This window comes from Paenibacillus glycinis, assembly GCF_009909185.1.
Classification (GTDB): Bacteria; Bacillota; Bacilli; order Paenibacillales; family Paenibacillaceae; genus Paenibacillus_Z; species Paenibacillus_Z glycinis.
In genome coordinates this window covers 125,273-152,131 of record NZ_JAAAMV010000020.1, presented here as the reverse complement: position 1 = coordinate 152,131, position 26,859 = coordinate 125,273, and the positions used below count along the sequence as shown (strand labels likewise).

At 59.3% G+C, this 26,859-nt stretch carries 26 protein-coding genes; 7 read left to right on the top strand and 19 right to left on the bottom strand.

Features of this window, described 5'->3' with window-relative positions; genetic code table 11:
* Window positions 1-8 precede the first annotated feature (8 nt).
* The 6 genes from ptsP to GT019_RS21145 all read right to left on the bottom strand — a co-directional run bounded on the left by ptsP (window position 9) and on the right by GT019_RS21145 (window position 6,998).
* A complete protein-coding gene (gene ptsP, locus GT019_RS21170) occupies window positions 9-1,769 on the bottom strand; it encodes a phosphoenolpyruvate--protein phosphotransferase (protein WP_161745187.1) in 1,761 nt (586 codons plus the stop codon).
* Window positions 1,766-3,649 (bottom strand): glucose PTS transporter subunit IIA, encoded by a 1,884-nt coding sequence (locus tag GT019_RS21165; protein ID WP_161745186.1) that lies wholly within the window; start codon window positions 3,647-3,649, stop codon window positions 1,766-1,768. Before GT019_RS21165 ends, ptsP begins: the two co-directional genes overlap by 4 nt.
* Window positions 3,650-3,806: 157 nt before the next feature.
* The gene (locus GT019_RS21160) at window positions 3,807-4,532 is read right to left on the bottom strand and encodes a hypothetical protein (protein ID WP_161745185.1); all 726 of its coding nucleotides are present in this window, start codon (window positions 4,530-4,532) and stop codon (window positions 3,807-3,809) included.
* Window positions 4,533-4,646: 114 nt separating this feature from the next.
* Window positions 4,647-5,081, bottom strand: a complete 435-nt coding sequence (locus GT019_RS21155; protein ID WP_161745184.1) for a CoA-binding protein — start codon at window positions 5,079-5,081, stop codon at window positions 4,647-4,649.
* A gap of 56 nt (window positions 5,082-5,137) precedes the next feature.
* Window positions 5,138-6,436 carry a 3-phosphoshikimate 1-carboxyvinyltransferase gene (gene aroA / locus GT019_RS21150; RefSeq protein ID WP_161745183.1) on the bottom strand — a complete coding sequence of 433 codons (1,299 nt, stop codon included), beginning with the start codon at window positions 6,434-6,436 and terminating at the stop codon, window positions 5,138-5,140.
* 19 nt (window positions 6,437-6,455) lie between these two features.
* Complete coding sequence (locus GT019_RS21145) at window positions 6,456-6,998, bottom strand: shikimate kinase (RefSeq protein ID WP_161745182.1); 543 nt, start codon at window positions 6,996-6,998, stop codon at window positions 6,456-6,458.
* A 144-nt stretch (window positions 6,999-7,142) separates the two neighbouring features.
* Here GT019_RS21145 and GT019_RS21140 point away from each other — a divergent pair, with 144 nt between their 5' ends.
* On the top strand, window positions 7,143-7,442 hold the full coding sequence (locus GT019_RS21140) for a hypothetical protein (protein ID WP_161745181.1): 300 nt from the start codon (window positions 7,143-7,145) through the stop codon (window positions 7,440-7,442).
* Here GT019_RS21140 and gndA read toward each other — a convergent pair.
* The 4 genes from gndA to GT019_RS21120 form a co-directional block, all read right to left on the bottom strand.
* Window positions 7,423-8,835, bottom strand: coding sequence for an NADP-dependent phosphogluconate dehydrogenase (gene gndA / locus GT019_RS21135; RefSeq protein WP_161745180.1), 1,413 nt, complete (start codon window positions 8,833-8,835; stop codon window positions 7,423-7,425). The genes GT019_RS21140 and gndA overlap by 20 nt on opposite strands.
* A gap of 213 nt (window positions 8,836-9,048) precedes the next feature.
* A complete protein-coding gene (locus GT019_RS21130) occupies window positions 9,049-9,645 on the bottom strand; it encodes a hypothetical protein (protein ID WP_161745179.1) in 597 nt (198 codons plus the stop codon).
* 280 nt (window positions 9,646-9,925) lie between these two features.
* On the bottom strand, window positions 9,926-10,126 hold the full coding sequence (locus tag GT019_RS21125; RefSeq protein WP_161745178.1) for a hypothetical protein: 201 nt from the start codon (window positions 10,124-10,126) through the stop codon (window positions 9,926-9,928).
* A gap of 121 nt (window positions 10,127-10,247) precedes the next feature.
* Entirely contained in the window at window positions 10,248-10,673 is a 426-nt protein-coding gene (locus GT019_RS21120; RefSeq protein WP_161745177.1) for a hypothetical protein, read from the bottom strand.
* 153 nt (window positions 10,674-10,826) lie between these two features.
* Here GT019_RS21120 and GT019_RS21115 point away from each other — a divergent pair, with 153 nt between their 5' ends.
* From GT019_RS21115 to GT019_RS21095, 5 genes are read left to right on the top strand one after another with little or no spacing between them, the layout of a single operon-like run.
* Complete coding sequence (locus GT019_RS21115; RefSeq protein WP_161745176.1) at window positions 10,827-11,063, top strand: spore germination protein; 237 nt, start codon at window positions 10,827-10,829, stop codon at window positions 11,061-11,063.
* The gene (locus GT019_RS21110; protein ID WP_161745175.1) at window positions 11,063-11,263 is read left to right on the top strand and encodes a spore germination protein GerPB; all 201 of its coding nucleotides are present in this window, start codon (window positions 11,063-11,065) and stop codon (window positions 11,261-11,263) included. Before GT019_RS21115 ends, GT019_RS21110 begins: the two co-directional genes overlap by 1 nt.
* A gap of 18 nt (window positions 11,264-11,281) precedes the next feature.
* On the top strand, window positions 11,282-12,154 hold the full coding sequence (gene gerPC, locus GT019_RS21105; protein WP_161745174.1) for a spore germination protein GerPC: 873 nt from the start codon (window positions 11,282-11,284) through the stop codon (window positions 12,152-12,154).
* Window positions 12,155-12,172: 18 nt separating this feature from the next.
* The gene (locus GT019_RS21100; RefSeq protein WP_161745173.1) at window positions 12,173-12,427 is read left to right on the top strand and encodes a hypothetical protein; all 255 of its coding nucleotides are present in this window, start codon (window positions 12,173-12,175) and stop codon (window positions 12,425-12,427) included.
* A complete protein-coding gene (locus GT019_RS21095) occupies window positions 12,424-12,933 on the top strand; it encodes a spore germination protein GerPE (protein ID WP_161745172.1) in 510 nt (169 codons plus the stop codon). The genes GT019_RS21100 and GT019_RS21095 overlap by 4 nt, the downstream gene beginning before the upstream one ends.
* A 340-nt stretch (window positions 12,934-13,273) precedes the next feature.
* Here GT019_RS21095 and GT019_RS21090 read toward each other — a convergent pair whose 3' ends face one another.
* From GT019_RS21090 to GT019_RS21055, 8 genes are all read right to left on the bottom strand, one after another.
* Window positions 13,274-13,723, bottom strand: coding sequence for a GyrI-like domain-containing protein (locus GT019_RS21090; protein WP_328804017.1), 450 nt, complete (start codon window positions 13,721-13,723; stop codon window positions 13,274-13,276).
* A gap of 145 nt (window positions 13,724-13,868) precedes the next feature.
* Window positions 13,869-15,788, bottom strand: a complete 1,920-nt coding sequence (gene thrS, locus GT019_RS21085) for a threonine--tRNA ligase (RefSeq protein WP_161745170.1) — start codon at window positions 15,786-15,788, stop codon at window positions 13,869-13,871.
* Between the two features lie 894 nt (window positions 15,789-16,682).
* Complete coding sequence (locus GT019_RS21080) at window positions 16,683-18,668, bottom strand: glycoside hydrolase family 15 protein (RefSeq protein ID WP_161745169.1); 1,986 nt, start codon at window positions 18,666-18,668, stop codon at window positions 16,683-16,685.
* Window positions 18,650-20,113: a glycogen synthase GlgA gene (glgA, locus tag GT019_RS21075; protein ID WP_161745168.1), complete on the bottom strand. Its 1,464-nt coding sequence runs from the start codon at window positions 20,111-20,113 to the stop codon at window positions 18,650-18,652. Before glgA ends, GT019_RS21080 begins: the two co-directional genes overlap by 19 nt.
* Before the next feature lie 65 nt (window positions 20,114-20,178).
* A complete protein-coding gene (glgD, locus tag GT019_RS21070) occupies window positions 20,179-21,291 on the bottom strand; it encodes a glucose-1-phosphate adenylyltransferase subunit GlgD (RefSeq protein WP_201755488.1) in 1,113 nt (370 codons plus the stop codon).
* Window positions 21,288-22,454, bottom strand: a complete 1,167-nt coding sequence (locus GT019_RS21065; protein WP_161745167.1) for a glucose-1-phosphate adenylyltransferase — start codon at window positions 22,452-22,454, stop codon at window positions 21,288-21,290. The genes glgD and GT019_RS21065 overlap by 4 nt, the downstream gene beginning before the upstream one ends.
* 54 nt (window positions 22,455-22,508) lie before the next feature.
* Window positions 22,509-24,458 carry a 1,4-alpha-glucan branching protein GlgB gene (gene glgB, locus GT019_RS21060; protein WP_161745166.1) on the bottom strand — a complete coding sequence of 650 codons (1,950 nt, stop codon included), beginning with the start codon at window positions 24,456-24,458 and terminating at the stop codon, window positions 22,509-22,511.
* Window positions 24,459-24,606: 148 nt separating this feature from the next.
* Window positions 24,607-25,080 carry a MarR family winged helix-turn-helix transcriptional regulator gene (locus GT019_RS21055; RefSeq protein ID WP_161745165.1) on the bottom strand — a complete coding sequence of 158 codons (474 nt, stop codon included), beginning with the start codon at window positions 25,078-25,080 and terminating at the stop codon, window positions 24,607-24,609.
* A 222-nt stretch (window positions 25,081-25,302) separates the two neighbouring features.
* On the opposite strand from GT019_RS21055, the gene GT019_RS21050 reads away from it, so the two are divergent.
* Window positions 25,303-26,469: an iron-containing alcohol dehydrogenase gene (locus tag GT019_RS21050; RefSeq protein WP_161745164.1), complete on the top strand. Its 1,167-nt coding sequence runs from the start codon at window positions 25,303-25,305 to the stop codon at window positions 26,467-26,469.
* A 102-nt stretch (window positions 26,470-26,571) separates the two neighbouring features.
* Here GT019_RS21050 and GT019_RS32510 read toward each other — a convergent pair whose 3' ends face one another.
* Window positions 26,572-26,859, bottom strand: coding sequence for a hypothetical protein (locus GT019_RS32510; protein WP_328804011.1), 288 nt, complete (start codon window positions 26,857-26,859; stop codon window positions 26,572-26,574).

The following is a 26,859-nucleotide window of genomic DNA, read 5'->3' as shown; positions in this document are numbered from 1 at the left end:
TTTTCGTTTCAGGAGCTTTTGAACAAATCCGGCAATTCTTCCGCCGCCTGCTCCTCCGCCGTCCTGAGCTTCAGCAGCTCGTGGATCTCCGCGCTCGTTCGGCAGCCGAGGATCCGATCGAATAGTTCGCGGCTCTCCTGCTGCCGGAGCGACAGCAGCCGTTCCTTCACCGGCAGGATGGAATGCGCGGACATGCTCAGCTCGTCGACGTCGAGCGCCAGCCAGATCGGCAGCGCCTTGAGGTCCCCCGCCATTTCCCCGCATACCCCGACGTGGATGCCCTTGCGTTTTGCCGCTTCGACCGTCAGCTTGATCATGCGCAGCACGGACGGATGAAACGGTTCGTACATGTGCGAGATCCGCTCGTTCATCCGGTCGACCGCGAGCGTGAATTGGATCAGGTCATTGGTGCCGATGCTGAAGAAATCCACTTCCTCCGCCAGCATATCCGCGATCAGCACGGCGGCCGGCAGCTCGACCATGATCCCGACCTGAATGTCTTTCGCATACGGAACGCCCTCGGCGTCCAGTTCTTTTTTGCATGCCTTCAACAGCTCGTTGGCCGCCCGCACTTCGTCGACGGACGAGATCAAGGGATACATGATCTTGACGTTGCCATGGTGGCCGGCCCGCAAAATCGCCCTCAGCTGGGTCTTGAACAGGTCGGTTTTGTCCAGGCAAATCCGGATGGCCCTGTAGCCGAGAAACGGATTGTCTTCCGCCGGCAGCTCGAAATAGTCCAATTGCTTATCTCCGCCGATGTCCAGCGTCCGTATGATCAGCGGCTTCGGACCCAGCTTCTCCGCGACGCTCCTGTAAACCTCGAACTGCTCCTCTTCGCGCGGCAGCCGGCTGCGGTCCATGTACAGAAACTCCGTCCGGAACAAGCCGACGCCGTTCGTGCCGCTGGACAATGCCACGTCGAGCTCCTTCAGCGAGCTGATGTTGGCGCTCAGCTCCATTTCTTTGCCGTCCTGCGTGACCGGCTTGAAGCTGATGATGCCCTTCAGCTGCTGCTTCTTCTCCCGCTGCAGGATTTGCTTGCCGGTGTAATAATCGACGAGCGACTGCTCCGGATTCAGATGCACCATCCCGAGCCCCCCGTCGATAATCAGCGAATCGCCGGTCTGGATCGGTTCCTCCAGCTTCGCCTCGATGCCGATGACGAGCGGGACGCCGAGCGCCCTGGCCATAATCGACGAGTGCGAGGTGATGCTGCCGGCCAGCGTCGCGATGCCGAGTACATGATTCGGATTCAGATGCGCCAGCTGGGACGGCGACAGCTCCTTGGCGATCAGGATGAACGGCTGCGTGTCGGAAGGCAGCGTGATCTCGGGCGCGCCCAGCAGATGCTTGAGCAGCCGGTTGCCGACGTCCTTGATGTCGAGCGCGCGTTCTTTCATGTATTCGTCGTCGAGCAGGTCGAACATGGTGACGAAATGATCGATCGCTTCCTTGACGGCCACTTCGGCGGCTTTGTACTGGCGCTGGATGATGCCCTGAATCTCGTTCATAAACACCGGATCGTCCAGGATGGCGAGATGCGCGTCGAAAATATAGCTTTCCTCCGCGCCGACGACTTCGCGAAGCTCATCCTTCATTTGTTCGATCTCAACCTTGGACGTGCGAATGCCCTCGTACAGCCGATCGAATTCGCGTGCCAGATCGCCGACGTCGATCTTTTGTTCCGGCAGATCCCACTCCCAGTTCGGAAGGACGAACGCTTTGCCGATCGCAATGCCTGATGAAGCTGCAATTCCTTGAATCACGCTGTTTCCCCTCCACCGCTTCTCTCTTTTAGAACGACCGACATGACGGACGCCTGTCCCCGCTTCACGCTTTTGAACGGCGCGAAGCTCCAGGAGCTGACGCGATCCGAGTTCGTGATGACCATCGGCGTCGCGAGCGACTTGCTGCCTTTCCGGATTTTCTGCATGTCGAAGGTGATCAGCAGCTGGCCCGGCTTCACTTGGTCGCCTTCCTTGACGACCGCGGAGAACCCGTGTCCCTTCAGCTGCGACGTATCGATGCCGATGTGCAGCAGCACCTCCAGCCCGTCGGGCGTCCGAATGCCGATCGCATGCATCGACGGATAGACATGAATGACCTTGCCGAGCACGGGCGATACGAGCTCGCCCTTCTCCGGCATGAACGCGACGCCGTCCCCGACGAGCTTGCCCGCGAAGATCGGATCGGGCACTTCGCTGAGCGGCATCATCCGGCCTTGCACCGGCGAACAGAAGAGCACCCTGGATATATCCCTTCGGATGGCTTTGTCCATTTCCTCCCGTATCAGCTCGGAATAGGTGCCGAACACGATCTGGACGTTCCCGCCGCCAAGCCGGATGACGCCGGCGGCACCGAGATGCTTGAGCGCGTTGTTGTCGATCAGCTTGTCGCTGCCGACCTTCAAGCGAAGCCGGGTGATGCACGCTTCCATCTGCACGATGTTTTCCTTTCCGCCGATCGCCTGCAGAATCAGCGGCGCGCGGTAAGGAATATCGCCGGCCCATTCGTCCAGCTGCGAGCCTTCCTCGCGGCCGGGCGTCGGAATTCGGAATCGGCGGATCGCCCAGCGGAACATCACGTAATAGATAAGTCCGAACACGATGCCGATCGGGATGATCAGCCACCCCCGGGTCGCAAGATGCTCGTTGATCAGAAAATCGATCGCCCCCGCCGAGAACGAGAAACCCGTCCGGATGCCGAGCTCGTACGTGAGCCACATCATGAAGCCGGAGAGCAGCGCGTGAACGACGAATAAGTACGGCGCGACGAACAGGAAAGCGAATTCGATCGGCTCCGTCACGCCCGTCAGGAACGAGGAGAGCGCGGCGATCGTGAACGTTTTACGAATCGTCGGTTTCAAGTCTTCGCGCGCTTCATGAATAATGGCGAACGCGATGGCGGGCAGCGCGAACATCATCGTGGGATACAAGCCGGCCATAAAACCGCCTGCCGTCGGATCTCCCGCGAAAAAGCGCGGCAAATCGCCGAACACCATATGCCCGCCGGGAACCTGATAGCCCCCGACTTGAAACCAAAAGACATGGCTGACCAAATGATGCAGGCCGAAGACGACCAATATCCGCAGCACGAAGCCGAACAGGAAGACGCCGAAGCCGCCTCCGGAATTCACGATATCACCCAGCTCGATCAGCGCGTTGTGGATCGTCGGCGCGATCTGCACCATGACGATGGCCCATAGCGTCGAGAACACGCTCACGATCAGGGGCACGAAACGGGGCCCTCCGAAAAATTGTATATATTCGGGAAGCTTGATAGACTTGAATTTCTCGTTCAGAATGCTGGTGACGATCCCGATAATAACGCCGGTAAACACGGTCGGCTCCAGCTCGTAATGGCTGGCATTGATGATGCTCGTATAAATAAACATGCCGGCGATGGCGGCCAGGCCCGCCGTCACCGCGTTGCTCGTCATCCCCATCGCCACGCCGAACGCGAACAAATACGGCAGGAACACGAATAGCGTCTCGCCGGCCGTCTGCAGATGCGTATGTATGCTCGGCATGCCCATCGATGCCCACGGCAGCCCGCTCAGGGCGAGAAAAACGGCCGCGGCGGGCAGCACGATCGTCGGCAGCATCAGCGACCGTCCGAGCTGCTGCAGGTGCCCCATGACGTTCATAAGCTTCCCTCCTCTCTATATGAAAACATCTGATCGCTCGGGCTATTGCTCTTTATTGATCGTAAGGGTTTCACCCCCGGTTGTCAAAAAGAAAACGGCGGACCTCCCGGGTCCGCCGCCTTCCGTTTGCCTTTCGCTTCGTCCGGCCGCAATCCGCTTAGAATTGCTGCTGATTGTTGAAGCCCGTCGCGGACTGGTTGTTCGCCGCGTAGCCATGGCGCGAAATCACCGGTCCTTGGTTCGAGAAGCCGGCATTTTGCAGCACCGGCGTATTGCCGGCTTGGCTTGTGAATTGCGTTGCGCCATAGCCGTTGCTGCCGTTCATGCCGTAGCCGCCGCGGTTTTGCGCGCTTTGCGCTTGATAGCCGCCAAAGTGCGAAAGCACCGGCTGCGATTGGTTCATGGTAGTCATCGACGATTGGTACGGCTGCGATTGCTGCGCGTTCTGAGCTTGATAGCCGCCGTAGTGCGAGATGACCGGCTGCGAATTCGACATCGAGGAGCTGCGGCCTTGCTGCGCATTCATCGTCTGCGATCGCTGCATGTTTTGCGCTTGGTAACCTCCGTAATGCGAGATAACCGGTTGCTGCGAACCCGCATTGATGGAGCTTCCGCCAAAGTGCGAAAGCACCGGCTGCGCATTGCCGTACCCGTTGGAAGAGGACGAATGCATGGCGGAGGACTGGCCGTACCCGCCGTTTTGCGCCGAATACCCGACGCGGGAGATAACCGGTCCCGTATTCGATTGCGCGGAGATGCCGCCAGGTTGTCTGGAAATGCCTTGGTAATGGGATTGCACATAACCGGAAGGCTGGTATTGGTTCTTCTGTTGGTTCATCCCAGACATGTTCCCGCCGAAGCCCTGCTGTCCGAATTGATTCATGTTGATTGTTGTCCTCCTAGAATGCATGGATTAGCCCAAGTGCTTCGAAGCTTGCTTGCTTCGGCCCTCAAAAGCCTCCTTTATTGTTGGAGAGACGCCGCGTTTTTATGATTGTTAGGATTTGGACTTGCCGTGGGGCAGCAGAATCGAATCCTCGACCTTGATGCACCGGTCCATGATTACGTTCAAACCGCCTTGCAGGGCGATCTCCGCCGCTTCCTCGCTTACGACCCCGAGCTGAAGCCACAGCGTCTTCGCTCCGATCGCCACGGCTTCCTCCGCGATGGGCGGCGTGAATTCGCTGCGCCGGAACACGTCGACGATATCGACGGGATACGGAATGTCTTTGAGCGACGGGTACACCTTCTCGCCCAGAATCTCCTCGGCATTCGGGTTGACCGGGATGATCCGGTAGCCCTTGGCTTGCAACGCTTCCGCGATCATGTACGAAGTCCGCTCCGGATTATCCGATAACCCGACGACCGCGACCGTGGACGTTTCCTCTAAAATGCGTTTGATATCATCCCGCGAAGGGTTTGCGAACGCCATCCGAAATCCCATCCTTTCCTTCTGGACACTAATCACTGCCTTTGAACTAGCGTGCCTTAATTCGGCGCCACCCATTCCACGTTCGCGCCGAGCGCCTTCATATGGTCGAAGAAAATCGGATACGATTTGGCCACATGATGCGCGTCGCGAATCCGAATCGGGGCTTTGGCGCGAAGTCCGACGACCGTGAGCGCCATGATGACGCGGTGATCGTAGTGCGCGTTGATCTCGACGCCGCCTTCGACGCCCTCGGGACGGCCGTGCACGATGATCTCGCTGCGGCGCTCTTCCACGTTGGCGCCGGCTTTGCGCAGCTCGTTCAAGAAGTCGGTAATGCGGTCGCATTCCTTATAACGAAGGTTCTCGACGTCATAGAAACGGGACGTGCCTTCGGCGAACACGGCCGCCGCCACCATCGCCAGCACCGCGTCGGTCGCTTTGTCCCCGTCGAACTCCAGCGCCTTGAGCTTGCCGTTCCCCTGCACGTGAACGACGCCGTTGTCGTGGGTCAGCGGCACCTCCATCAAGCGGAGCACGTCGACGATCGCGCGCTCGCCCTGCTTGCTGTTCTCCATCAGGCGATGCAGTTTCACGTCCGACCGCGTCACTGCAGCCGCCGCGAGCACGGCGGCCGAGCCCGGGTAATCGCCCTGCACGACGTATTCTTTCGCCGCGTATTTCTGACCGCCCTTGACGCGGTAGCGCATGAGATCCTCGCTCGCTTCGATGACGATTCCCGCCTGCTCCAGCACTTCGAGCGTCTGGCCGACGACGACCTTGGACTTCAGGTCGTGAAGCACTTCGATCTCGCTGTCTTCCTGCAGCAGCGGCGTCAGGAACAGGAGCGCGCTCAGGAACTGCGAGCTGACATTGCCGGATACCTGGATTTTGCCGCCTTTGGCCGCCCCGCCGCGGATCGTGATCGGCAGCTTCCCGTCGTTGTGCCGAACGTCCACGCCGATTTGGCCGAGCGCATCGATCAGATCGTCATGCGGACGCTTGCCGAGCGAATCCGGATACCGGTTGATGAACGTCACGCCCGGCGCGAGCGCGGCGATCGCCATCAGAAACCGCAGCACCGCGCCGGCATTGCCGACGTCCAGCTCCTTCACGTCGCGCGGACGGGAACCGAAGCCGGTGATCGTCATCTTCGTGTCGTCCTCTTCGATCACCGCGCCCATATCCCGGATGCAGCGGCGCATCGCATCGCTGTCTTCGCTGTGGGCAGGATAATAAATCGTGCTGGTGCCTTCCGCGAGCGCGGCTACCAGCAGATAGCGCGTCGTGTAGTTTTTGGAAGAAAGCGCTTGTAGCTCGCCTTGCAGCCTGGGTGTAGGAGTAACAAGAACGTCCATGGTTGCGTAGATCCCCTTCTTAAATGGAATGTTGGCTGATACTGCGTATGAATCCTTGCGCGATCCGCTCCACAACCTCGTCGACGCCGAGATGCGTCGTGTCGATGGTCATATGGGCGAAATCATAAGCGTGCTTCCGATCCTCGAGCAGCTTGTAGACCCGCTCGCGCAGATCGCCTTGCAGCAGCGGGCGATTCTCGTCCTGGCTCACGCGCGCGATCACTTGCTCGGGATCCGCGGTAAGCGCCACGACGAATCCGTGCCGCAGCATCAGTTCGCGGTTCTCGGGGGACAGCACCGCTCCCCCGCCCGTCGCGACGACCAGCGTGTCGTCGGCGCCGAGCACCGCGCCGAGCGCGGCCGTTTCCGCGGCGCGGAACTCGCGCTCGCCCCGGTTCGCGAAGATCGCCGGTATCGCTTCCCCTTCGCGCTTCACGATCTCGGCGTCCACGTCGCACGCGGCGCAGGCCAGCCGTTCCGCCAGCAGCCTGCCGACCGTCGATTTGCCCGTGCCCATGAACCCGATGAGTACAATATGCCGCAGCGGCTTTCCGTCGCGCATCGACCGACACCTTCCTCTTGCGTCTTCACACGCTAAACATGTTTCATGATTATAGCATTTTCTGAGATTAGCGGGTATAAAAAACTTGTTTCTACCGTAGAGTTGTTAGTACTGATGCTACCAAGAATAAAAGGAGTGACCTCCATGGCTTCATTGCCCGAACCCTTCTCCGCCCGGTATCGCGTGGAGCGGATCAACGATCCCGATTACCCGTTGTCCCGCGAAGACGTGATCTGGACGCTGGCGTTCGTGAAAAAGAAAATGGCTGACGAAGCACCCGATCTCATCGGTCTCCCCCAGCCACTCTTATTAAGGAAATTTCAAAGCTTCGCCGAAGCTTCGCTCCTGCTGTTGAAGCAGCGCAGCGGATGCGGTCCGGAAGCGGACCGGCTCCGCGCCTGCCTGCAGGAAATCATCGCGGGTCTTACGATTGAATCCAATTGAAGTGGAACGTGCCTTCTTTGTCCACGCGCTTGAACGTGTGGGCGCCGAAGTAGTCGCGCTGCGCCTGCAGCAGGTTGGCGGGCAGACGCTCCGTGCGGTAGCTGTCGTAATACGCCAGCGCGCTCGAGAACGCGGGAACCGGAATGCCCTGCGTGACGGCCGTCGCGATTACTTCGCGCCAAGCGCCTTGGTACGATTCCACGATTTCTTGGAAGTATTCGTCCAGCAGCAGGTTGGTCAACCCCGCGTTGCGGTCGTAGGCGTCCTTGATGTTTTGCAGGAAGCCCGCGCGGATGATGCAGCCGCCGCGGAAGATCATCGCGATGTCGCCGTAGCGGAGGTTCCAGCCGAACTCGTCGGAAGCCGCGCGCATTTGGGCGAAGCCTTGCGCGTACGAGCAAATTTTGCTCGCGAACAGCGCTTTGCGCACCGCTTCGATGAAGGCCGCTTTGTCGCCCTGGTAAGGAGCGGCTTGCGGTCCCTTCAGCAGCTTGCTTGCCGCGACGCGCTCTTGCTTCAGCGCGGACAAGAAGCGCGAGAACACGGATTCCGTGATGATGGACAGCGGCACGCCGAGATCGAGCGCGCTTTGGCTCGTCCATTTGCCGGTGCCCTTTTGGCCAGCGGAATCCAGGATCACGTCGACCATCGGCTTGTTCGTGTCCGGATCGTATTTGGAGAAGATGTCGGCGGTGATCTCGATCAGGTAGCTGTCGAGCTCGCCTTTGTTCCATTCCGTGAAGATCGCTTGAAGCTCTTCCGTGCTGACGCCGAGCACGCGGTTCAGCAGGTCGTACGCTTCGCAGATCAGCTGCATGTCGCCGTATTCGATGCCGTTGTGCACCATCTTGACGTAGTGGCCCGCGCCGTCCGGACCGATGTACGTGCAGCAAGGGTCGCCGCCGACTTTCGCCGAGATCGCCGTCAGGATCGGTTCGACCAGCTTATACGCGGATTCTTGGCCGCCCGGCATGATGGACGGTCCTTTCAGCGCGCCTTCTTCGCCGCCGGAAACGCCGGTGCCGATGAAGCGGATGCCGCGCGCTTCGAGATCGCGGCTGCGGCGGACCGTATCCGGGAAGTAGGCGTTGCCGCCGTCGATGATGATGTCGCCTTGGTCGAGCAGCGGCACGAGGGCGTCGATCGTCGCGTCCGTGCCTGCGCCGGCTTGGACCATGATGAGGATTTTGCGGGGTACTTCAAGGGATTGCACGAATTCTTCGATCGTGTATGTACCGACAAGGTTTTTACCGGCGGCTTCGCCGATGAGGTCGTCCGTTTTCTCGCGGGAGCGGTTGAACACGGATACCGTAAAGCCGCGGCTTTCGATATTCAGGGCCAGGTTTTTTCCCATGACGGCAAGACCGACGACACCGATTTGCTGTTTAGACATTGAATTCTTCCACACCTTTTCTCTGTTATAGTGGTAAAGCACCATGCCGCGACGCTTGGCACGGGTGCGCGAACAATACCCCTAGTTTACTCTTTTTGCCCGGCAAAGAAAACCATGCCCGCCAGAAATTTGCCGTGCCGGCCCCAAAAGCAAAATAAACCCCCGGCGCGCGTTCGGCCGGGAGTTTATTTCATGCGTTCAAGCCCTTGGTTTTCAAAGCTCAAGCTGTATCATCTCAGTTCTCAGGGATTGCAGCCTCTCTTTGGACTGCGCCGTCTCGGTCTCGCGCCCTTCCGTGATCGCTTCGTGGAGGACGGACAATTCGTAATCCAGCTCGTAACGGAGCACCGATGCGCGTTCCTCGGCCCGCTTCGATTGAAACGCCTGAATCACTTCTTCGACCGTGACGAAAGGTTTCTTTTGATAAATGATCCGATGTTCCATGCCGGACACCTCCACAAGTCGTATGATTTCGCCGAACATGATGCTTTCGATGACGATTTGCCTGTCCTTGAACCGTTTGACCACCGCATGACCGCGCGAATCGTTGATGAGCTTCTCCAGTAAATCCGACAGCTTCTCGTCCTTGATCAAATAATCGCCGACGATCTTGTAACGGTTGCGCATCCGTTGGAAACGAAGCTTAACCAGCTTGCGGCCGCTCCGCACGGAGATGAGAAAATAAACTTCCGTTTCGCTCCAATAAAGCGAATAACCTTCCTGGATCAAATCCCGAATGAGATTTTGGATTTGCCGGCGGTCGAATCGCAGCTCCAAATTGCAATACTCCACTTCATAGCTCTTGTTCATCGGCAAGCCCTCCCCTCGAATGGACTCATTAACGAAATGTTCTGAATATTCTCTCATATCATTATCTTATACTCCATCTTATGTTCTGGCAACTTGGATTATTGACTATTTTTAAACATGCCGCCCCGATTTGGACAACAAATTTCTTTGCGCGCCCCGCCGTATGCCCAAGCAGGCCGCAGACCCTCCCGGCCGGACCCGTTCGCTAAAAAAAGCCGTTCCCGCCTGATGCTCAGGCGCGGGAACGGCTTTGTTATTCGTATGTAGACGCATGGCGGCGTCAGACGAACCATGTCTTAAGAATGATGCCGAACACGACGCCGCTCACGACCGCGCCGATGAAGCTGTACGCGCCCGCGCGGTATTTCAACTGGAACATCCTCAGCACGCCCAGGCTGAGCAAGGAAAAGAACAGCATGATGAAAATCGCGCCCGTAATGAACAACGCGGCCGAGATTTGACTAACATCCACCAGTGTCACGGAAAACACTCCCTATGCAAGGTCTTACTTGCATTATAAGGAAAGCCGCCGTCAATAGCCACCCGCCCGCCGGGGGAAGTTCGGACAAATTGGTGACAGTTGTGTGAAAAGACGCGTCCGGCTACAGCCCTTTGATCGTCGCGATATGCGTCCGCTTGCTCGGCGGCCGTTTGCGCAGCCGGATCTTGAGCACGGCGCCGTCATAGTCGGCTTGGCAGGTCCTGGGAAGCACCAGCTTCGGCAGCCGGATCGTCTCGCTGCCGCCGCCCGGCAGTCCGCTCAGCTTCACCAGGTCTTCCTTGACCAGCAGCCGGACCGCCGACAGGTCCGCCGATTCCCCGAGGGGATACGTGACGATCACGTACCGCTTCGTCTCCACCGCGTTCGAATTGCTGGTCTGGAACGCCGAAGAAGCCGCGGGGATCGCTTTGTTCATCATGTTCCGCACGTAGTTCTCGATCCAATCCGATTGCCGAAACACGTCGAAGCCCTTGGGCAGCTGCTGATTCTCCATCCACTTCTCCAGTTCCTCCCAATTCGATGCCATCCCGGTCCCCCCGCTTCGTATCCCTGCTTCCTATATATGCGTTCGCCCATGGTTCCGACACACCGCCGGACACCGCGGAAAGTAACCTCTGGGCGAATGCCGCATAAGATGTAACATCTGCTCGCCGCAAATCCAGATAAGGAGTGACTCGTCATGCCCGCAATAGTCGGCTTCGTCAAAGTCATCAGCGTCGGTTCAGGCTCGATCGTGCAGTTCGGCGATTCCGTTCAGCTTTCGCCGGCGAGTTCTTCCAAAACGTACGCCGGTTCCGGCTCCTTCCTGACCGGCAGCCTGGCGAACTCCAATACCGCCGTCAGCGCCACGAACACCAGCGATCCCGACGTTCAGGACAACACGGAAAACAATCTCGCGAACGGAGTCAACGTCTAATGAATCTCACGGTTCACCAGACGATCACGGTTTACCAGCTTCGAGTGGACAGCGTGTCGAACTCTTCCGTCCTGCAAGTCGGGACGGCGGGTTCCATCGCTTCGAACGCCCAAATGTACAACACGGGAGGTTTTACGGGACCGGCGCCGCAGCTTGAAGAGAACCCCGTCAACTTCGTGCCGCTGCCCAATCCGAATTAATGCCGGAGGTGCCTGCATATGCACAATGAACCTCAAAGGACGCCGTCCCCTTGGCAGATGGTCATGGGTCTCAATCAATACGTCCAGCAGCTGCAGTGCCAAGTGAACGACCAGCAGGCGCTTATCGACCGGTTATGCCAGCAGCTCGAAGCGTTGAACGAACGAATGAATGCCGCGGAAAACAAACCGTATTACCATGTGGATACGATTCAATATCATTTTGACCAGTTGAAGGTGGAGAAGCTGTCCGGCACGCTCAACATCGGCATGTCCGCGCCCAGCGACGAGCAAATCAAGGAAATCGGCCAGCTGGTCATGCCCGTCAACGGGGGCAATGGGAACGGCAGCGGGAATGGCCAGGGCAACGGCAGCGGCAACGGAAATGGAAACGGAATTGGCAACGGGATTGGTATCGGCAATGGCATCGGGAACCAAGTCGGCCCCGGCGTCGTGAACGAACCGAAAAAATCGCCCGAAGCGGGTATGGACCCCCAAGCGACCAATACGCCCCACCAATTCCCGGCGCCGTCCGCGCTCGGCGTTCCGCCCGCCGTCTCTCCGCCTTATCCGTACCCGGAGATCCGGCATGCCATCGACTGTTATTTGGATCAGAACGCGCCACAGCAGCTGCGGCAGCTCGAGGCCGAGACCGGCATCGCGCTCGACCCTTACCATCAAAGGCTGATCATCGAAGATATCCGGAAACAGATGAGCCAGCGCATCCAATTTTATATCCAGACGGGCGTCCGCGAAGCGGAGAAGGGCGACGGCAAGCACGGCGGGACCGCTGCGGCCGGCCCTGACTTGCAGGAACAGGTCATTCGCAAGACCGAACGCGATATCGATATGGCTTTGCGCAATTACGTGGGCCGTTTACTCGGCAATCCATAAACGAAGAGGAGAATGACCGTGCAGCTCAATGTCGTGAATCACGTGCTGGCCGTCGGCTGCATCCAATTGACGGCCGTCGCGAGTGCCTCGATCCTGCAGATCGGAGATACGCAAACGATCTCGCTCGTGTCCATGTTCGACACGCCGCCGGAATCGGTCATCGTCGGGCCGCTCGCGCCCCTCGAAGAACCCGAGGGCTTCATGACGGCCGAAGGAGAAGGCGCACTGGAGCAGGAGTCGGAAGAACGGCAGAAGCCGGTTGACGGCCGATGAAGCGAAATGACGGCTTGACGGCTTCCACCGGCGAAAATGCGGACTACCCCGTCCGCGTATCGGAGGTCGGAGGCGTCTACTTGACGAGCATCGGCAGCGCGTCCATCGCGCAATTCGGGGACCGCGCGGACGTCAATGCCTTGCTCCGCGGCGTTGCCGTGCAGCGGGAGTCCGACCATCTCACCTCGAACGACGTTTATTTCGAAGCCTACGATATCTTCTCGCAGCCCGTCCCTCCCCTGAGCCCGTTCCTGGCGTTCGCCGCGCAATTGAATCCGCTCGAGATGCGCACGACGAACCGCGAACCGCGCATCAGCGTCGGCTGCATCGAAATCATCGCCGCCAGCAGCTCGGCCATGCTGCTCGTCGGGAACGGCGTGAACACGAGGGCCGAATCCCGCATCAGCAACATCCGGCAGTTCGCGCGGCCGCCGCTGCGTTACTACGGAACCGGCTATTGTCCCCCCGCGGCGCCCCGGGCGCAGAACGGACGGGATTCGGTATAGGCGAATGCATAATTATGAATGACCCCCGTACAAACGTCCAATCCCATCCCTTGCGCCAACATATATTAGCAATGTGATAAGAAACATCACAATCAACCACTCAGGAGGTATGTACAGTGGGATATGGCGTAGGCGGCGCAGGCCTCGGATGCGGCCCGGTATTCGGAACAGCTATTGGCGTAATCCTTGTTCTTTATATTTTGCTCGTAATCGTTCTTCGCGGCGGCTTCTTCTGAGCAACTGACAATCCGACAAAACTCCAAACAAGTCCTGCCCGAAGGCAGGACTTGTTTGGGTTTTTCGCGCCGATTCCACGCCGGACCGCACGATCGGTTCTCCGTTATCCGCTGCCCAGCAGCGGAATGTACACGTCGACCTCGTCCGGCCATGCCGGCTTGTGCACGTTGTACTTCTCCAGCGCCAGGCCGCGCTTGTTGTTCTGCAGCCCCTTCGCCCTCAGGTAGCCGTGCAGCAGATCGTAGGGATCCGTCCCTGCCGCCCGCACCGTCGCGTAGCGCTGCGCGGGAATCCGGAAGCCGATCATCCCGTCCGGCACGACGTCCAGCTGATCGACCTCCATGCAGAACAAATACGTGAACAGCTGCTCGCACACGAACGAGGGGCACACGTAATGTTCGGCATCCACCATGCCCTTGATCTCGAATCGCCGGCTGATGAACAGCTTCTGCAGCTGCTCTACGCGCTTGGGCTCATGGGAAGCGAAGACCGACGTGATCGCCATGCCGATATAGCCGCGTTCCGGAAGCGATACTTCCTTCACATCCTCCACCGTGCTCAAACGAGAACCCTCCTTTGGCCTTCGCCGACTATGCATCTCGCGCGCAATCTTCGCTGTCAGCAATAGCCTATGCCTCGGCGGCCTTCCCGTCAAGCGTCGATTCGCGGTACGGATAAGCGGGCCTACGGCATGACGGTCAACGTCTGGCCGCGACCTCCGCCAGCAGTTCCGCGATCAGCTCCCGCACCGTACGGGAGCCGATATCCCCGTCGCCGCGCTTGCGCACGGATACCGTGCCGGCTCCTCGTTCCGCCTCGCCCAGCACCAGCATGTACGGCACTTTCTCGAGCTGCGCCTCCCGGATCTTGTATCCGAGCTTCTCCTGCCGGAAATCCGCTTCCGCCCGCAAGCCCGCTTCTTCCAGCATGACGCGGATATCGCGGGCGCGATCGGCGTCGGCTTCGGAGACCGGAATGATCTTCGCTTGGACGGGCGCGAGCCAGAGCGGGAACGCGCCGGCGTAATGCTCCGTCAGAATGCCGACGAAGCGGTCGATCGAACCGTAGACGGCGCGGTGGATGAGCACGGGCACATGCTTGCCGCCGTCCTCGCCCGCGTAGACGAGGCCGAATTTCCCCGGCATTTGAAAATCCAGCTGCACCGTCGCGCACTGCCAGCTTCGGCCGATCGCGTCGCGGATATGAAAATCGATCTTCGGTCCGTAGAACGCGCCGTCCCCGGGATTGACGCGGTAGTCGACGCCGCGGCTGATGAGCACCTGCTCCAGCGAGCGTTCCGCGCGGTCCCAAAGCTCCTGCGCCCCCATGGCGTCCTCCGGTTTCGTCGAGAGCTCGATCCGGTAAGCGAAGCCGAACACCGCGTACATCTCGTCGATCAACGCGATCGCGCGGCCGATCTCCTCCTCGATCTGGTCCGGGCGCACGAACAGATGCGCGTCATCCTGGCAGAACGTCCGCACGCGCATCATGCCGTTCAACGCGCCGGAATATTCGTGGCGGTGAACCTGGCCGAACTCCGCCAGCCGCAGCGGAAGGTCGCGATACGAACGCAAGCGGTTTTTGTACACGAGCATATGCCCCGGGCAGTTCATCGGCTTCAGCGCGAAATCCGCCTCGTCCACCTTCGCGAAGTACATATTGTCCTTGTAGTGGTCCCAATGGCCGGACTGCTCCCAGAGCCGCCGGTTCAGCATGAGCGGCGTCCGCACTTCTTCGTAGCCTCCCTTGCGTCCGAAGACGCGCGAGAACTCTTCCAGCTGCGTGCGCACGACCATTCCTTTCGGCAGATAGAACGGCATGCCGGGCGCTTCCTCCGAGAACATGAACAGCTCGAGTTCCTTGCCGAGCTTGCGATGATCGCGTTTCTTGGCTTCAGCCAGGAGCTCCAGATGGCGGTCCAGCTGCGATTTCTTCAGGAACGCCGTGCCGTAGATGCGCTGAAGCACCGCATTCGCCGCATCGCCGCGCCAATAGGCACCGGCGACGGACAGCAGCTTGAACGCCTTGATCCGCCCCGTCGAGGGGAGATGCGGCCCCCTGCACAGGTCGAGGAATTCTCCCTGCGCGTAGACGGAGATCTCCGCGTCATCCGGCAGATCGCGGATCAGCTCGAGCTTCAAGCGTTCCCCCCGCTCTTCGAACAACGCCGATGCTTCCTTCCGGCCGACGACCCTGCGGACGATGGGCAGGTCTTCTTTGGCGATCGCCTCCATCTCTTTCTCGATGGCGCGCAGATCGGACGGCGTCAACGGCTCGGCGACCGCGACGTCGTAATAGAATCCGTCTTGGATGACGGGACCGACCCCGAGCTGCACCGCATCGCCGCCATAGAGGCGCTTGATCGCCTGCGCCATCAGATGGGCCGCGCTGTGCCGATACACCTCCAGCCCCGCTTCGCTGTCGAGCGTTACGATTTCCACCGCGCAATCCTCCGCGATGGCGAAGCTCAGATCCACGAGCCTGCCGTTCGCCAAGCCGGCGACGGCGTTTTTGCGAAGCACGGGGCTGATGGCCTCCGCCAGCGTCGCAATCGACTCCCCTTTGATGCAGCGCCGTTCCGAACCGTCCGCTAATTTTACGTTGACCTTGTTGTCCATGAGCCTTCCTCCGTTCGATCGAATTGCGGCGAGCCGCTTGTCGCTGCCCCGTGGCGGCCGGGCGCGTCTCGTACCGCGTGAACGCAAAAAAAAACGCATTCTCGCCCAAAAGGGACGAGTGCGTTCGGCTCGTGGTTCCACCCTAGTTCGACCTTGTCTCCGCGCGCTTGTCGCGCAGCGAATCCAAGATCCTTATTGGAATCCGGTAACGGGGATGAATCGGCTCCGTTTACAACCGCGACACCGAGTCGGCGGGTTCAACGTGACGGCTGCAAAGTGGTAATTCGCATCTCAGGACGGAAGGGATTCGCAGCAATCATCCCTCTCTCTGCGCAGCCTGACTATGGGAACCGTGTCTTTGGTTTTCGCCAAGTATGAATCTGTGTATTCATAATATTCAGGAAGCTACGGAAAAGTCAAGAGGCGAGCGGCGTTTTTTCTTGGCGGCGACGAAAACGCATCGTGCCTTGGCGCTGCACGCGCACCCGTGCGAGTGTCAGGTTTATTTACACGACATGTCGCAGTGAGAGCTACCAACGAGCCTTTTACGTGCGAACGACTTGGCGTCTGCAGACATTACTCCCCAGGAAAACGCCTGTACAGGCGAACGACTCGGCGCCTGCGCGCAGGCAAAGCTGCGCAGGAGTGAGCCTTCCTAGACGACCGTCATACGATGCGATACGATACAATGCAATACGATACAATACGATGCAATACGATACAATACGATGCATTACGATACAATACGATGCGATACGATGCGATACGATGCGATGTGTGCGCGCGCAACGCATCGCCGCACGGCATCACGACCGAGAAGCCGCGCCATTCGCTCGCCGCCCCGGTAACGCAAAAAAGGCAGCGGAAGCTGATCGCTTCCCTGCCTTCATCCTGCTATATCGCCGTCGCGCTCTTCTCCGCCGACGAAAGCTCGGCGTATTTCTGCGCGTACCGGGTGACGCTTTGCACATAGGTCGCATGCGACCAGGTGAGCGGCGCGACCGAGAGCGGGCTGCCGTCGTTCGGATGCAGCTGCTCGGGCAGCAAGCCGCTCGAGAGCGCCGTCTTGACGACCCATTGCAGCGTATCCCGCGGCTTGACGAGATCGGCGAGCGTCTTGGCGGATTCGATCTCGAAATTGGCGACCCAGAGCGTGCAGATGACCCACGGGTTGCCGGGCACGTTCTCGATATCGCCCGACTGCTGGAAATAATAGTCGTTCGTATACCGGGCCACGCCGCCGACGCCGGTCTTGACCGCCAAGCCGTCGCGAATGGCGTGCATGGTCTTGATTACCCGCTCGTCCTCGACGGGCAGGACGCCGAACTCCCAGACGCCGAACATACTGCTCTCCAGCGTCATGTCCTTCACCCAGCGGTTGTCTTTCTGGATCAAGCCCCTTGCGAAGCGGCCGCTTTCCTCGTCCCACAATTGCGTCAGGATGCCCTGCTTGATCCCCTCCGCGGTATTCCGGAGATGGTCGCTGCGTTCGTAATCCCCGAACAGCTCCGTGAAGAATGCCGCCGCCATCAGTCCGCCGTAGACGGAAGCGGACGTATACGTCCAGATGCCGTAGCGTTCTTCCCACAGGTCGTAGCTCGGTTTGGGCAGGGACAGCGAGTGCTCGATATATTGGCTGAGGAACAACGCGCCTTTGCGAATCAAATTGTTGTACAACGCCTGCGGCAGCTCGATGACCTGATTGCGCGTGTAATCCTTCCACAGCGCGAACAGCACGAGCGCGGTCTCGTCCTCCTGAATCGGCAGCCGCCTGCTGCCCTGGACGATGTACGGATGCCAGCTGGAGCCGACCGTTCCGTCCGGGTTGTATTTGTGGAACAGGTACCCGTCCGGCGACAGCGCTTGGGCGCAGAATTGGAAGAACGGCGAGATGACGCTTTGGAAGCCGGCGGCCGACATGGCGTCCGCGATGAGGGCGCCGTCCCGCGGCCACATATAGCTGTAATGATCGCGGTTGTACTGCAGGATATCGGTGTCGTTCGCGGCGATGATCGCCCCCCGCTCGTCGGTCTGCGTGCGCACGATCAGCAGGCTGAGGCGGAACAGGTTGATGGCTTCCGGCGACAAATCGCCGAGATTCTGCTCCGCGCGCTGCAGCCAGTGGTTCCAGTAGATGACGATCCGGCTGAGCAGCTTCTCCGGATGGCTCTCTTGGACGTATTGATTCAGCGCCTTGACTTCCTCGAGGTTCTTGCCGATCGACATCCAGTAATAGACCGTCTTGTCGCCGCCCGGCGGCACGACCGTGCGGAAGCTGATCGTGCTGTCGACGGAGCCCTGCGCGATGGAATTGCCCATCAGCGTGCCGTCCTCCGCGTCCCGCCAGGTGCCCTCCGCGGACTGGAACCGCTTGATGCCCGTCGTATACTGCATCATGCCCCCCTCGTCGGAGAAGCCGTTGAACATGAAATACGAGGAGCGCTTGTAATGGTAGAGCGTATGGTTCTCGGGATAGTACGCCGCCGTATCCCCGACCTCGGAGCCGTCGATCATCAGATCATGGTGAAAGAACAGCCGGCATTCGCGGGATTCCGTGCCCAGATTGCGGACGAGGACGCGTTTGATATAGATGCTTTCGCGCTGGTGGATGCCGTCGTTCAAATGCAGCTCGATGGCCAGCCTGTCGTTGCGGGCGATGACGTTCGTCACGAGCGAATCCGCCACGTACGAGAGCTGGAATTGCCATTCCGGATCCTCCAGCCAGGAGAACTGGCCGGCGACCCAAATGCCGAAGCGGCAATATTGGCCGCCGACGTGATTGAGCTGTCCGACGAACGGATAGTAAATATCGCGTATGTAGCAGTTGTCGTCCAGATTCATCAATATTTTGCCGTTGCCGATTACGAGATGACGTGCCATGACGGATTCTCCTCTCTTTGCGGCACGAGCGAGCCGTACAGCGCCAGGTAAGCCTTCGCCGAACGATTCCAGCCGAAGTCCTCCTTCGCGCCGTTCGCGACGATTCGCTGCCAGGTTTCCTGGTCGCGGTAGAAGCGGATCGCCCGCTGCACCGTATACAGCAAATCATGCGCGTTGTAATTCGCGAAGCTGAAGCCGTTGCCCTCGCCGGTAAATTCGTTGTAGGGCTGGACGGTATCCCGCAGGCCGCCGGTTTCCCGCACGATCGGCACGGACCGGTACCGGAGCGCGAGCAGCTGGCTCAGGCCGCAAGGCTCGAATTGCGAAGGCATGAGGTACATGTCGCTCCCCGCGTAGATGCGCCGCGCAAGCCCGTCGTTGAAGCCGAACCACGTGGATACTTGACCGGAGCGGCGCTGCTCCGCTTTGCGGAACATCTGCTCGTAATTCCAATCGCCGGAACCCAGGATGACCAGCTGAACGTCTTCGGAGAGGATCTCCTCCAGCACGGCCGCGATCAGGTCGAAGCCCTTCTGGTCGACGAGCCTCGACACGATGCCGATAAGCGGCGTCTCTTCCGATTCCGTCAAGCCCAGTTCGCGCTGCAGCGCGAGCTTGTTCTTTCGCTTGCGCGGCAGCGAGCCGCGGTACGGCGTGGACAGCGCCGGATCGTTCATGGGATCGAACAGCTCGGTATCGATGCCGTTCACGATGCCGGACAGATCGCCCGTTCGCCAGCGAAGCAGCCCGTCGAGCTTCTCGCCGTAATATTCCGTCTGGATCTCGTTCGCGTAGGTCGGGCTGACCGTCGTCAGCTTGTCCGCGTACCGCAAGCCGCCCAGCATGCAATTGCCCGCGCCGTAGAAGTCGATGCCCTCGGTGCCGAAGAGCTCGTCGCCCGAGCCCAGCAGATCCTTCAGCAGCTCGCGCCCGAAGACGCCCTGATAGCGCAGATTATGAATCGTATACACCGACTTCATGTCCCTCGTGCCCGGCTCGTACCGGTATCTCGTCTTCAGCAGGAAGGGAATGAGTCCCGTCTGCCAATCGTGGCAGTGGATCACGTCCGGATGGAAATCGGAATGGAACAGCGATTCGACCACCGCGTAGCAGAAGAACACGAACCGCTCCGCGTCGTCGTCGTACCCGTACAGCCCGCTGCGTTTGAAGTAGGATTCGTTGTCGATCGCGTAATACACGATGCCGTCGATCTCCGCCTTGAGCAGACCGCAGTACAAGTCCCGCCAGCCCATTCGCACCGAGAACGTCGAGACGGTCTCGAACCGCTCCGCCAATTCCGCCGGAATCGAGCCGTATTTCGGCAGGATCACGCGAACGTCCGCGCCTTTCGCGAGCAGCGCCTTCGGAAGCGCGCCGGCCACGTCGGCGAGACCGCCCGTTTTCACGAGCGGCACCGCCTCCGATGCCGCAAACAATACTTTCATCATAAGATTCACCTCGAATATGGTCATGTCCGCCACTCGTCCATGACCATGTATTATCGAACCGATTAGATGACCTTCCGCTTCATCGCGATAAACGGCGACGCCTCCGCGCCGTATAGCTCCCTGCCGCGCTCCACCGTGACGTCCTTGTCCAAAATCACATGATTCACCGCGCTGTTCTCGCCGATTATGCCGTTCTGCATGACGATGCTGTTGCGGACGACCGCCCCTTTGCGGACGTGCACGCCCCGGAACAGGATGCTGTTCACGACCGTCCCTTCGATGATGCAGCCGTTCGCGATGATCGAGTTGCTCGTCTTCGCCCCGTCCGCGTAGCGGGCCGGCGGCTCGTCCTTGACCTTCGTGAAGATCGGGCCGGGCTCGAAGAACAAGCTCTTCCACACGTCCGGCCGCAGCAGCTGCATGCTGTTCTGATAATAGCTGTTCAGCGTATTGACGATGCCCAGATAACCGTCGAATTTGTAGCATTGGATATGCAGCTTGTCGACGCGGGACATGATGGCATGGCGGACCAGGTGATCCTGGCCCTGCGCGAGGGACGTGTCGACCATCTCCAGGAGCAGCTCCTTGCGCATCAGATACATCTCCATCGAGATCAGATCGCTCTCCAGCCGCCCGAAATGATCCTGCATCGCCGTGACGCGGCCCTTCTCGTCGACCTGCACCTTGCGCGCCCGTCCGCCGAGGAGCTCAGGCTGCTCCTTGCAGATGACGGTGATGTCCGCGCCGCTCGCTTTATGCGAGGCCAGCACGCCCTCGAAGTCGAGGTTGCTGATCATATGGCTGCGCGTGATCAGCACGTACTCGTGCGTGCTGCGCACGAAGAAGTCCCGGTGCTGGTAGAAATGATAGAGATCGCCGCGGCGCACCTCGTTGACGTCGTCCGTGACGGGCGGCATGATGAACAGCCCGCTTTGGCGGTGATGCAAGTCCCAGTGCTTGCCGGAGCCGAGGTGGTCCATCAGGGAACGGTATTTGGTCTGCGCGAACACGCCGACCTTGTTGATGCCGGAATTGACCATGCTGGACAGCGTAAAGTCGATCAAGCGGAAGCGGGCGCCGAACGGCACCGTGGCGAGGCAGCGGCTCGCGGTCAGCGATTCCATCTCGTCCGCCTCGTGAATCAGATTGATGACGCCAAGTATGTTGGAGTTCATGTGCGCTCTACCTCCTGCAGCGAATGGTTGGCGGTGACAAGCTCGTCGCTCGCGATGACGGTGACGTTCTCGCTGTTCGGACTGCCGATGACGACGCCGTCCCCGATGATGGCGCCTTCCCCGATGATGGATTTATAAATGCGGACGCCTCTGCCGATCTTGACGTTCGGCATGATGACGGATTCGCGGATCTCGCTGTCGATGCCCGACTGCACCCCGTGGAACAGGACCGAGCGCTGCACGAGACCTTCGACGATGCAGCCCTCCGTGATGAGCGAATCCGCGATCTCCGCGGTCGCCGCCGCGTAGTGGGCAGGGCGGTTCGGATTGACGGAATAGATCCGCCAGTTGCGGTCGTTCAAGTCCAGCGCCGGACGCTCGGAGAGCAGATCCATGTTCGCTTCCCACAGGCTCTCCAGCGTGCCGACGTCCTTCCAATAGCCATTAAACGTATACGACTGCAGCTTAACCCCGTCCTGCAGCATGGCCGGAATGATATCCTTGCCGAAATCGTTGCCCGAGAGGCGGTTCGCCTCGTCGCGGATCAGATACTGCTGGAGGACCGGCCACGAGAAAATATAAACGCCCATGGACGCCAGGTTGCTCGTCGGCACCTTCGGCTTCTCCTCGAACGCGGTAATCCCGCCGACGTCGTCCACGTGCATGATGCCGAACCGGCTCGCTTCCTTCCAGTCGACCTCGATGCAGGCGATCGTCACGTCCGCGCCCTGCTCCTCGTGTTCCCGCAGCATGAGCTCGTAATCCATTTTATAAATATGGTCGCCCGAGATGACGAGCACGTAATCCGGATCGTACCGGTCGATGAAGCCCATATTCTGATAGATGGCGTTCGCGGTCCCTTTGTACCACATGCCGCCTTTCGATTTCACGTAAGGAGGGAGAATCGCCATGCCGCCGTCGCGCCGGTCCAGCCCCCACGGACTGCCGATACCCAGATACGTATTCAGAACGAGAGGCTGGTATTGCGTAAGCACGCCGATCGTGTCGATGCCCGAATGAGCGCAATTGCTTAAAGTAAAATCGATAATGCGGTACTTCCCGCCAAAATGGACGGCCGGTTTGGCCACGTCTTTCGTCAAGACGCCCAACCTCTTCCCTTCTCCTCCGGCAAGCAGCATAGCTATCATTCTTTTTCTGCCCATGGACACCCTCTCCTTCTCGGCTGCAGCTGCCTGCCGCAGCTCAAAAATGTTCCCTTACGTCATGCCATGCAAAGCGGAAAAGCGTTCGCTGCGGCCAGGTTTCCCTGCGGCAAACACAAGCAGTTGGAACGTAAGCGGCGGAAGGTCGATCGTCAGGCTGCACGGCCTTCCATGCCAAGCTGTCTTGGTGCTATATAGAACTTCCGGCACGTGCGCCATGGCACCGCCGAAAGCTGCCGCCTCACTGTGCAGAGCCAGCCGGTATTGGCCGTGCTCCGGTACGCCGATGCGATATTCGGGATAATGGCGATTGGAGAAGTTGCAGACGATGACGGAAAAGTCGTGCTCCGCGTGTCCGCGGCGCATGAACACGATGACGCTTTGGGCAGCGTTGTGGACGTCGATCCACTCGAAGCCGCCGGGGTCGCAATCCCGCTCCCAGAGCGAGGATTGTTCGCCGTAGACACGGTTCAGCGCCTTGACGTATTGGTGCATGCTGCCGTGCTTGGGATAATCGAGCAGCTGCCAGTCGAGCGACTCGTCGTATTTCCATTCGTCGAACTGCCCCCATTCGCTGCCCATGAAGAGGAGCTTCTTGCCGGGATGCGTCATCCAATAGCCGTAAAACAAGCGCAGCTGCGCGAATTTCTGATCGTAGGAGCCCGACATCTTGTTCAAGAGCGAGCGTTTGCCGTGCACGACCTCGTCGTGGGACAGCGGCAGGACGAAATTTTCCGAGAAGGCGTAAAGAAGCGAGAAGGTGATCAAATTGTGGTGGCGCATCCGTTCGCCCGGATCCAGCGCCATGTAGCGGAGCATGTCGTTCATCCAGCCCATGTTCCATTTAAAATTGAAGCCGAGTCCGCCCATGTACGTCGGAGACGTAACGGCCGGCCAAGACGAGGAGTCCTCCGCGATCATGAGCGCGTCGGGATAATAGTGAAAGACCGTTTCGTTCAAGCGTTTCAGAAAGCGGATGGCGTCGATGTTCTCCGTTCCGCCGAAGGCGTTGTAAGTGAACATCTCGGGGGGTTTGTCGAAATGCAGGTCGATCATGCTCGCGACGGCGTCCACGCGAAGGCCGTCGATATGAAAAACATCCATCCAATAGATGGCGTTGGAAATAAGAAAGCTCTGTACTTCCGTGCTGCCGAAGTCGAATGCCAGGGTGCCCCAGAGCGGCTTCTCCGCCAGCTTCGCGTTCGGGCCTTCGAAGATCGGCGTGCCGTCGAACAGCCTAAGCCCGTGATCGTCCTTGCAGAAGTGACCCGGGACCCAATCCAGAATGACGCCGATCCCGCGCTGATGGCAGCGGTCGATCAGGTACATCAGCTGCTTGGGGCTGCCGAACCGGCTGGTGGCGGCGTAATAGCCGGTCACCTGGTAACCCCAGGATTGGTCGAGCGGATGTTCGGTGACGGGCAGCAGCTCGATGTGGGTGTAGCCCATCTCGACGACGTAATCGACGAGTCCGTCGGCGATCTCTTCATAGGTCCAGAACAGCTCCCTGCCCCAATTGCGCCAGGACGAGAGATGAACCTCGTAGATGAGCATCGCTTCATGGTAGGGGCTGACTTCCTGCTTCTTCCGCAGCCATTCGCCGTCGTGCCAGTCGTAATTAAACACTTCGGACACGATGGACGCGGTGCTGGGGCGAAGCTCGGATTGAAACGCGAACGGATCGGATTTCACGAGCCTCTTGCCGTCGGACGTAAGTATCTCGTACTTGTAAATCGTGCCTGGACCGAGATTGGGTACAAAGAGGCTCCAGACGCCGGTTTCGCCGATAAGCTCCATGTCGTGACGCTCGCCGAGCCAACCGTTGAAATCGCCGACGATCCGGACGCGCCGGGCATGGGGGGCCCACACCGTGAAACGCACGCCGTACTCGTCGGCAAGCCGAATCGGATGCGCACCAAATGTGCGGTAGCTATGAAAGAGATTACCTTTATTGAATAAATACAAATCGCGCAGAGAGATTCCGATCGTTGCCGCATTCGCCATAAAGTGCCATCCACCTCCTGAATGTCGCTTCTTTGTAAAGGATTTGTCAAGAATACTAACGCAGGCGCGATTATTCTCCCATTATACACGTACCGCTCCAAGATCGCACTTGTTTTCAGAAAATTCTTGAAGCTCGGAAACCGCGCCGTTACGCCAGTTCCGCGTCGATATCGAAGCGGTGCAGCCCTTCCAAAATCTGCTTATGGGCGGCCAACAGCGCCTGGATCTGCTCGCAGTCCACCGTCTCGAGCGCGGCGGTCATCGCCCGGTAAGAGTAAGCCTGCCGGATCGACCGCTTGGCGAGCGCTTCGCCCTCCGGGGTCAGCTTGACGTTGATCTCCCTGCGGTTCCCTTCCGCCTGCTGGCGTTCCGCGATGCCTGCCTGAACAAGCCCCTCCACGCTGACGCTCAAGGTGCTCTTGGACGCATGCAGCCGCTCCGTCAGCTCCTTCAGCGTCAAGCCCGGCGCGCGGTACAGCGTGTTGACGACGGCCATGCCCTGCATCGTCAGACCCAGGCTCTCCGCGTTGCGGCGCGTAAAATCGGAGGCCGTTCGCGTCACCGCCATGAACGACTGCAGCACCTCGATCGCCTGCTCGACTTTCGGGTCGGTATAGTCCAATCTAATACCCCCTTCGCCTAATTCGACATATTCCGCATAGTTCGACAAAGAACAGTTCGTATATGAACAATATTAATAGAGTCCTGCCTGACCGTCAAGCTTAGAATTTCCGTTATTTCCCGCTTGCCAAGATCGAGCCCCGCATCCGGGAGCTTGACTTGGCGATTTTGATATCGCTAAGATAAAGGAGCAAGATCACATATCTTTTCGGAGGTGCAGGGCATGCAGGCATTTACTTACCAGAATCCAACGAAGATCGTTTTCGGCAAAGGAACGGTCGCGCAATTGGGCGGACTGATCGAACCTTTCGGCAAGACGGTTTTACTTGTATATGGGTCAGGCAGCATAAAAAGAACCGGCTTGTATGACGAAGTCAAGAACCAGCTCGAATCCATCGGCGCAACCGTCGTCGAATTGTCCGGCATCGAGCCGAACCCGCGCCTCTCGACCGTCAATCGCGGCATCGGGCTGTGCCGCAGCGAGGGCGTCGACTTCATCCTGGCCGTCGGCGGCGGCAGCGTATTGGACGCTTCCAAAGCGATCGCGGCCGGCGCGCGCTACGACGGCGACGTCTGGGATTTCTTCATGCACAAAGCGAAGATCGGCGATGCGCTTCCGATGGGCGCCGTCCTGACGCTCTCCGCAACCGGGTCGGAAATGAACGGCAACGCCGTCGTCTCGAATTGGGAGGCGAAGCAGAAGCGTTCGTTCGGCAGCATACATACTTACCCCCGCTTCTCGATTCTCGACCCAACCTTGACGTTCTCGGTTCCGCGCGACCAGACGGTCAACGGCGTCGTCGACATCATGTCGCATGTCTTCGAGCAATATTTCTCGCTGACGACGGACGTTCCGCTTCAAGAACGCCTGTGCGAATCCATTCTGCAGACGGTCATCGAGAACGCGGAGATCGCGCTCGAGAATCCGGAAAACTATGAAGCGCGCGCCAACCTGATGCTGTGCGGCACCTTGGCGCTGAACGGCGGGCTGATCAGCGTCGGCATGACCAACGACTGGGCTTCCCACGGCATCGAGCACGAGATCAGCGCCATCTACGATATACCGCACGGCGCAGGCCTCTCCATCGTGTTCCCGAACTGGATGAAATACGTCTACAACGAACGGATCGACCGGTTCGCGCAGTACGCGGAGCGCGTATGGGGCATCGAGCGCGGCGCCAAATCCGACGAGGAAATGGCCCTTGCCGGCATCTCCGCGACGCGCGCCTTCTTCACCCGCATCGGCGCCCCGGCGACGCTGTCCTTCTACGACATCGGCGAAGAGCATCTGGACGTCATGGCGCGGGAAGCCGTCTTGTTCGGGCCGATCGGCAACTTCAAGAAGCTGAATCGGGACGACGTGAAGGAAATCCTGGTCATGGCGCTGTAAAGCATTCGAGCAAACAAAGAAAAGAGGCTTCGTTCTGTCCGGTCAGCCGGAACGGAATGGAAGCCTCTTTTGTCATGTCGTTCTATGCGGGCGCACGGAATGCTACCCGAGAAAAATGCTGCTTCGCCGAGAAACGTCCATTGCCGATTCTTCATCGGAGTCGTATGCGGCGATATTCGCGCCGAGCGCCCGGAAGGAGCCCACGACGTCCTCGTAGCCGCGGTCGATATGCTGCACGCCGGCGATGGTCGTCGTGCCTTCGGCGCAAAGTCCGGCCAGAATCAGGCAAATGCCCGCCCGGACGTCCGAGGCATGCACCAAATTCCCCTGCAGCGGATGACCGCCGTCGATGATCGCGACCCCGGAACGAACCTTGATCTTCGCCCCCAT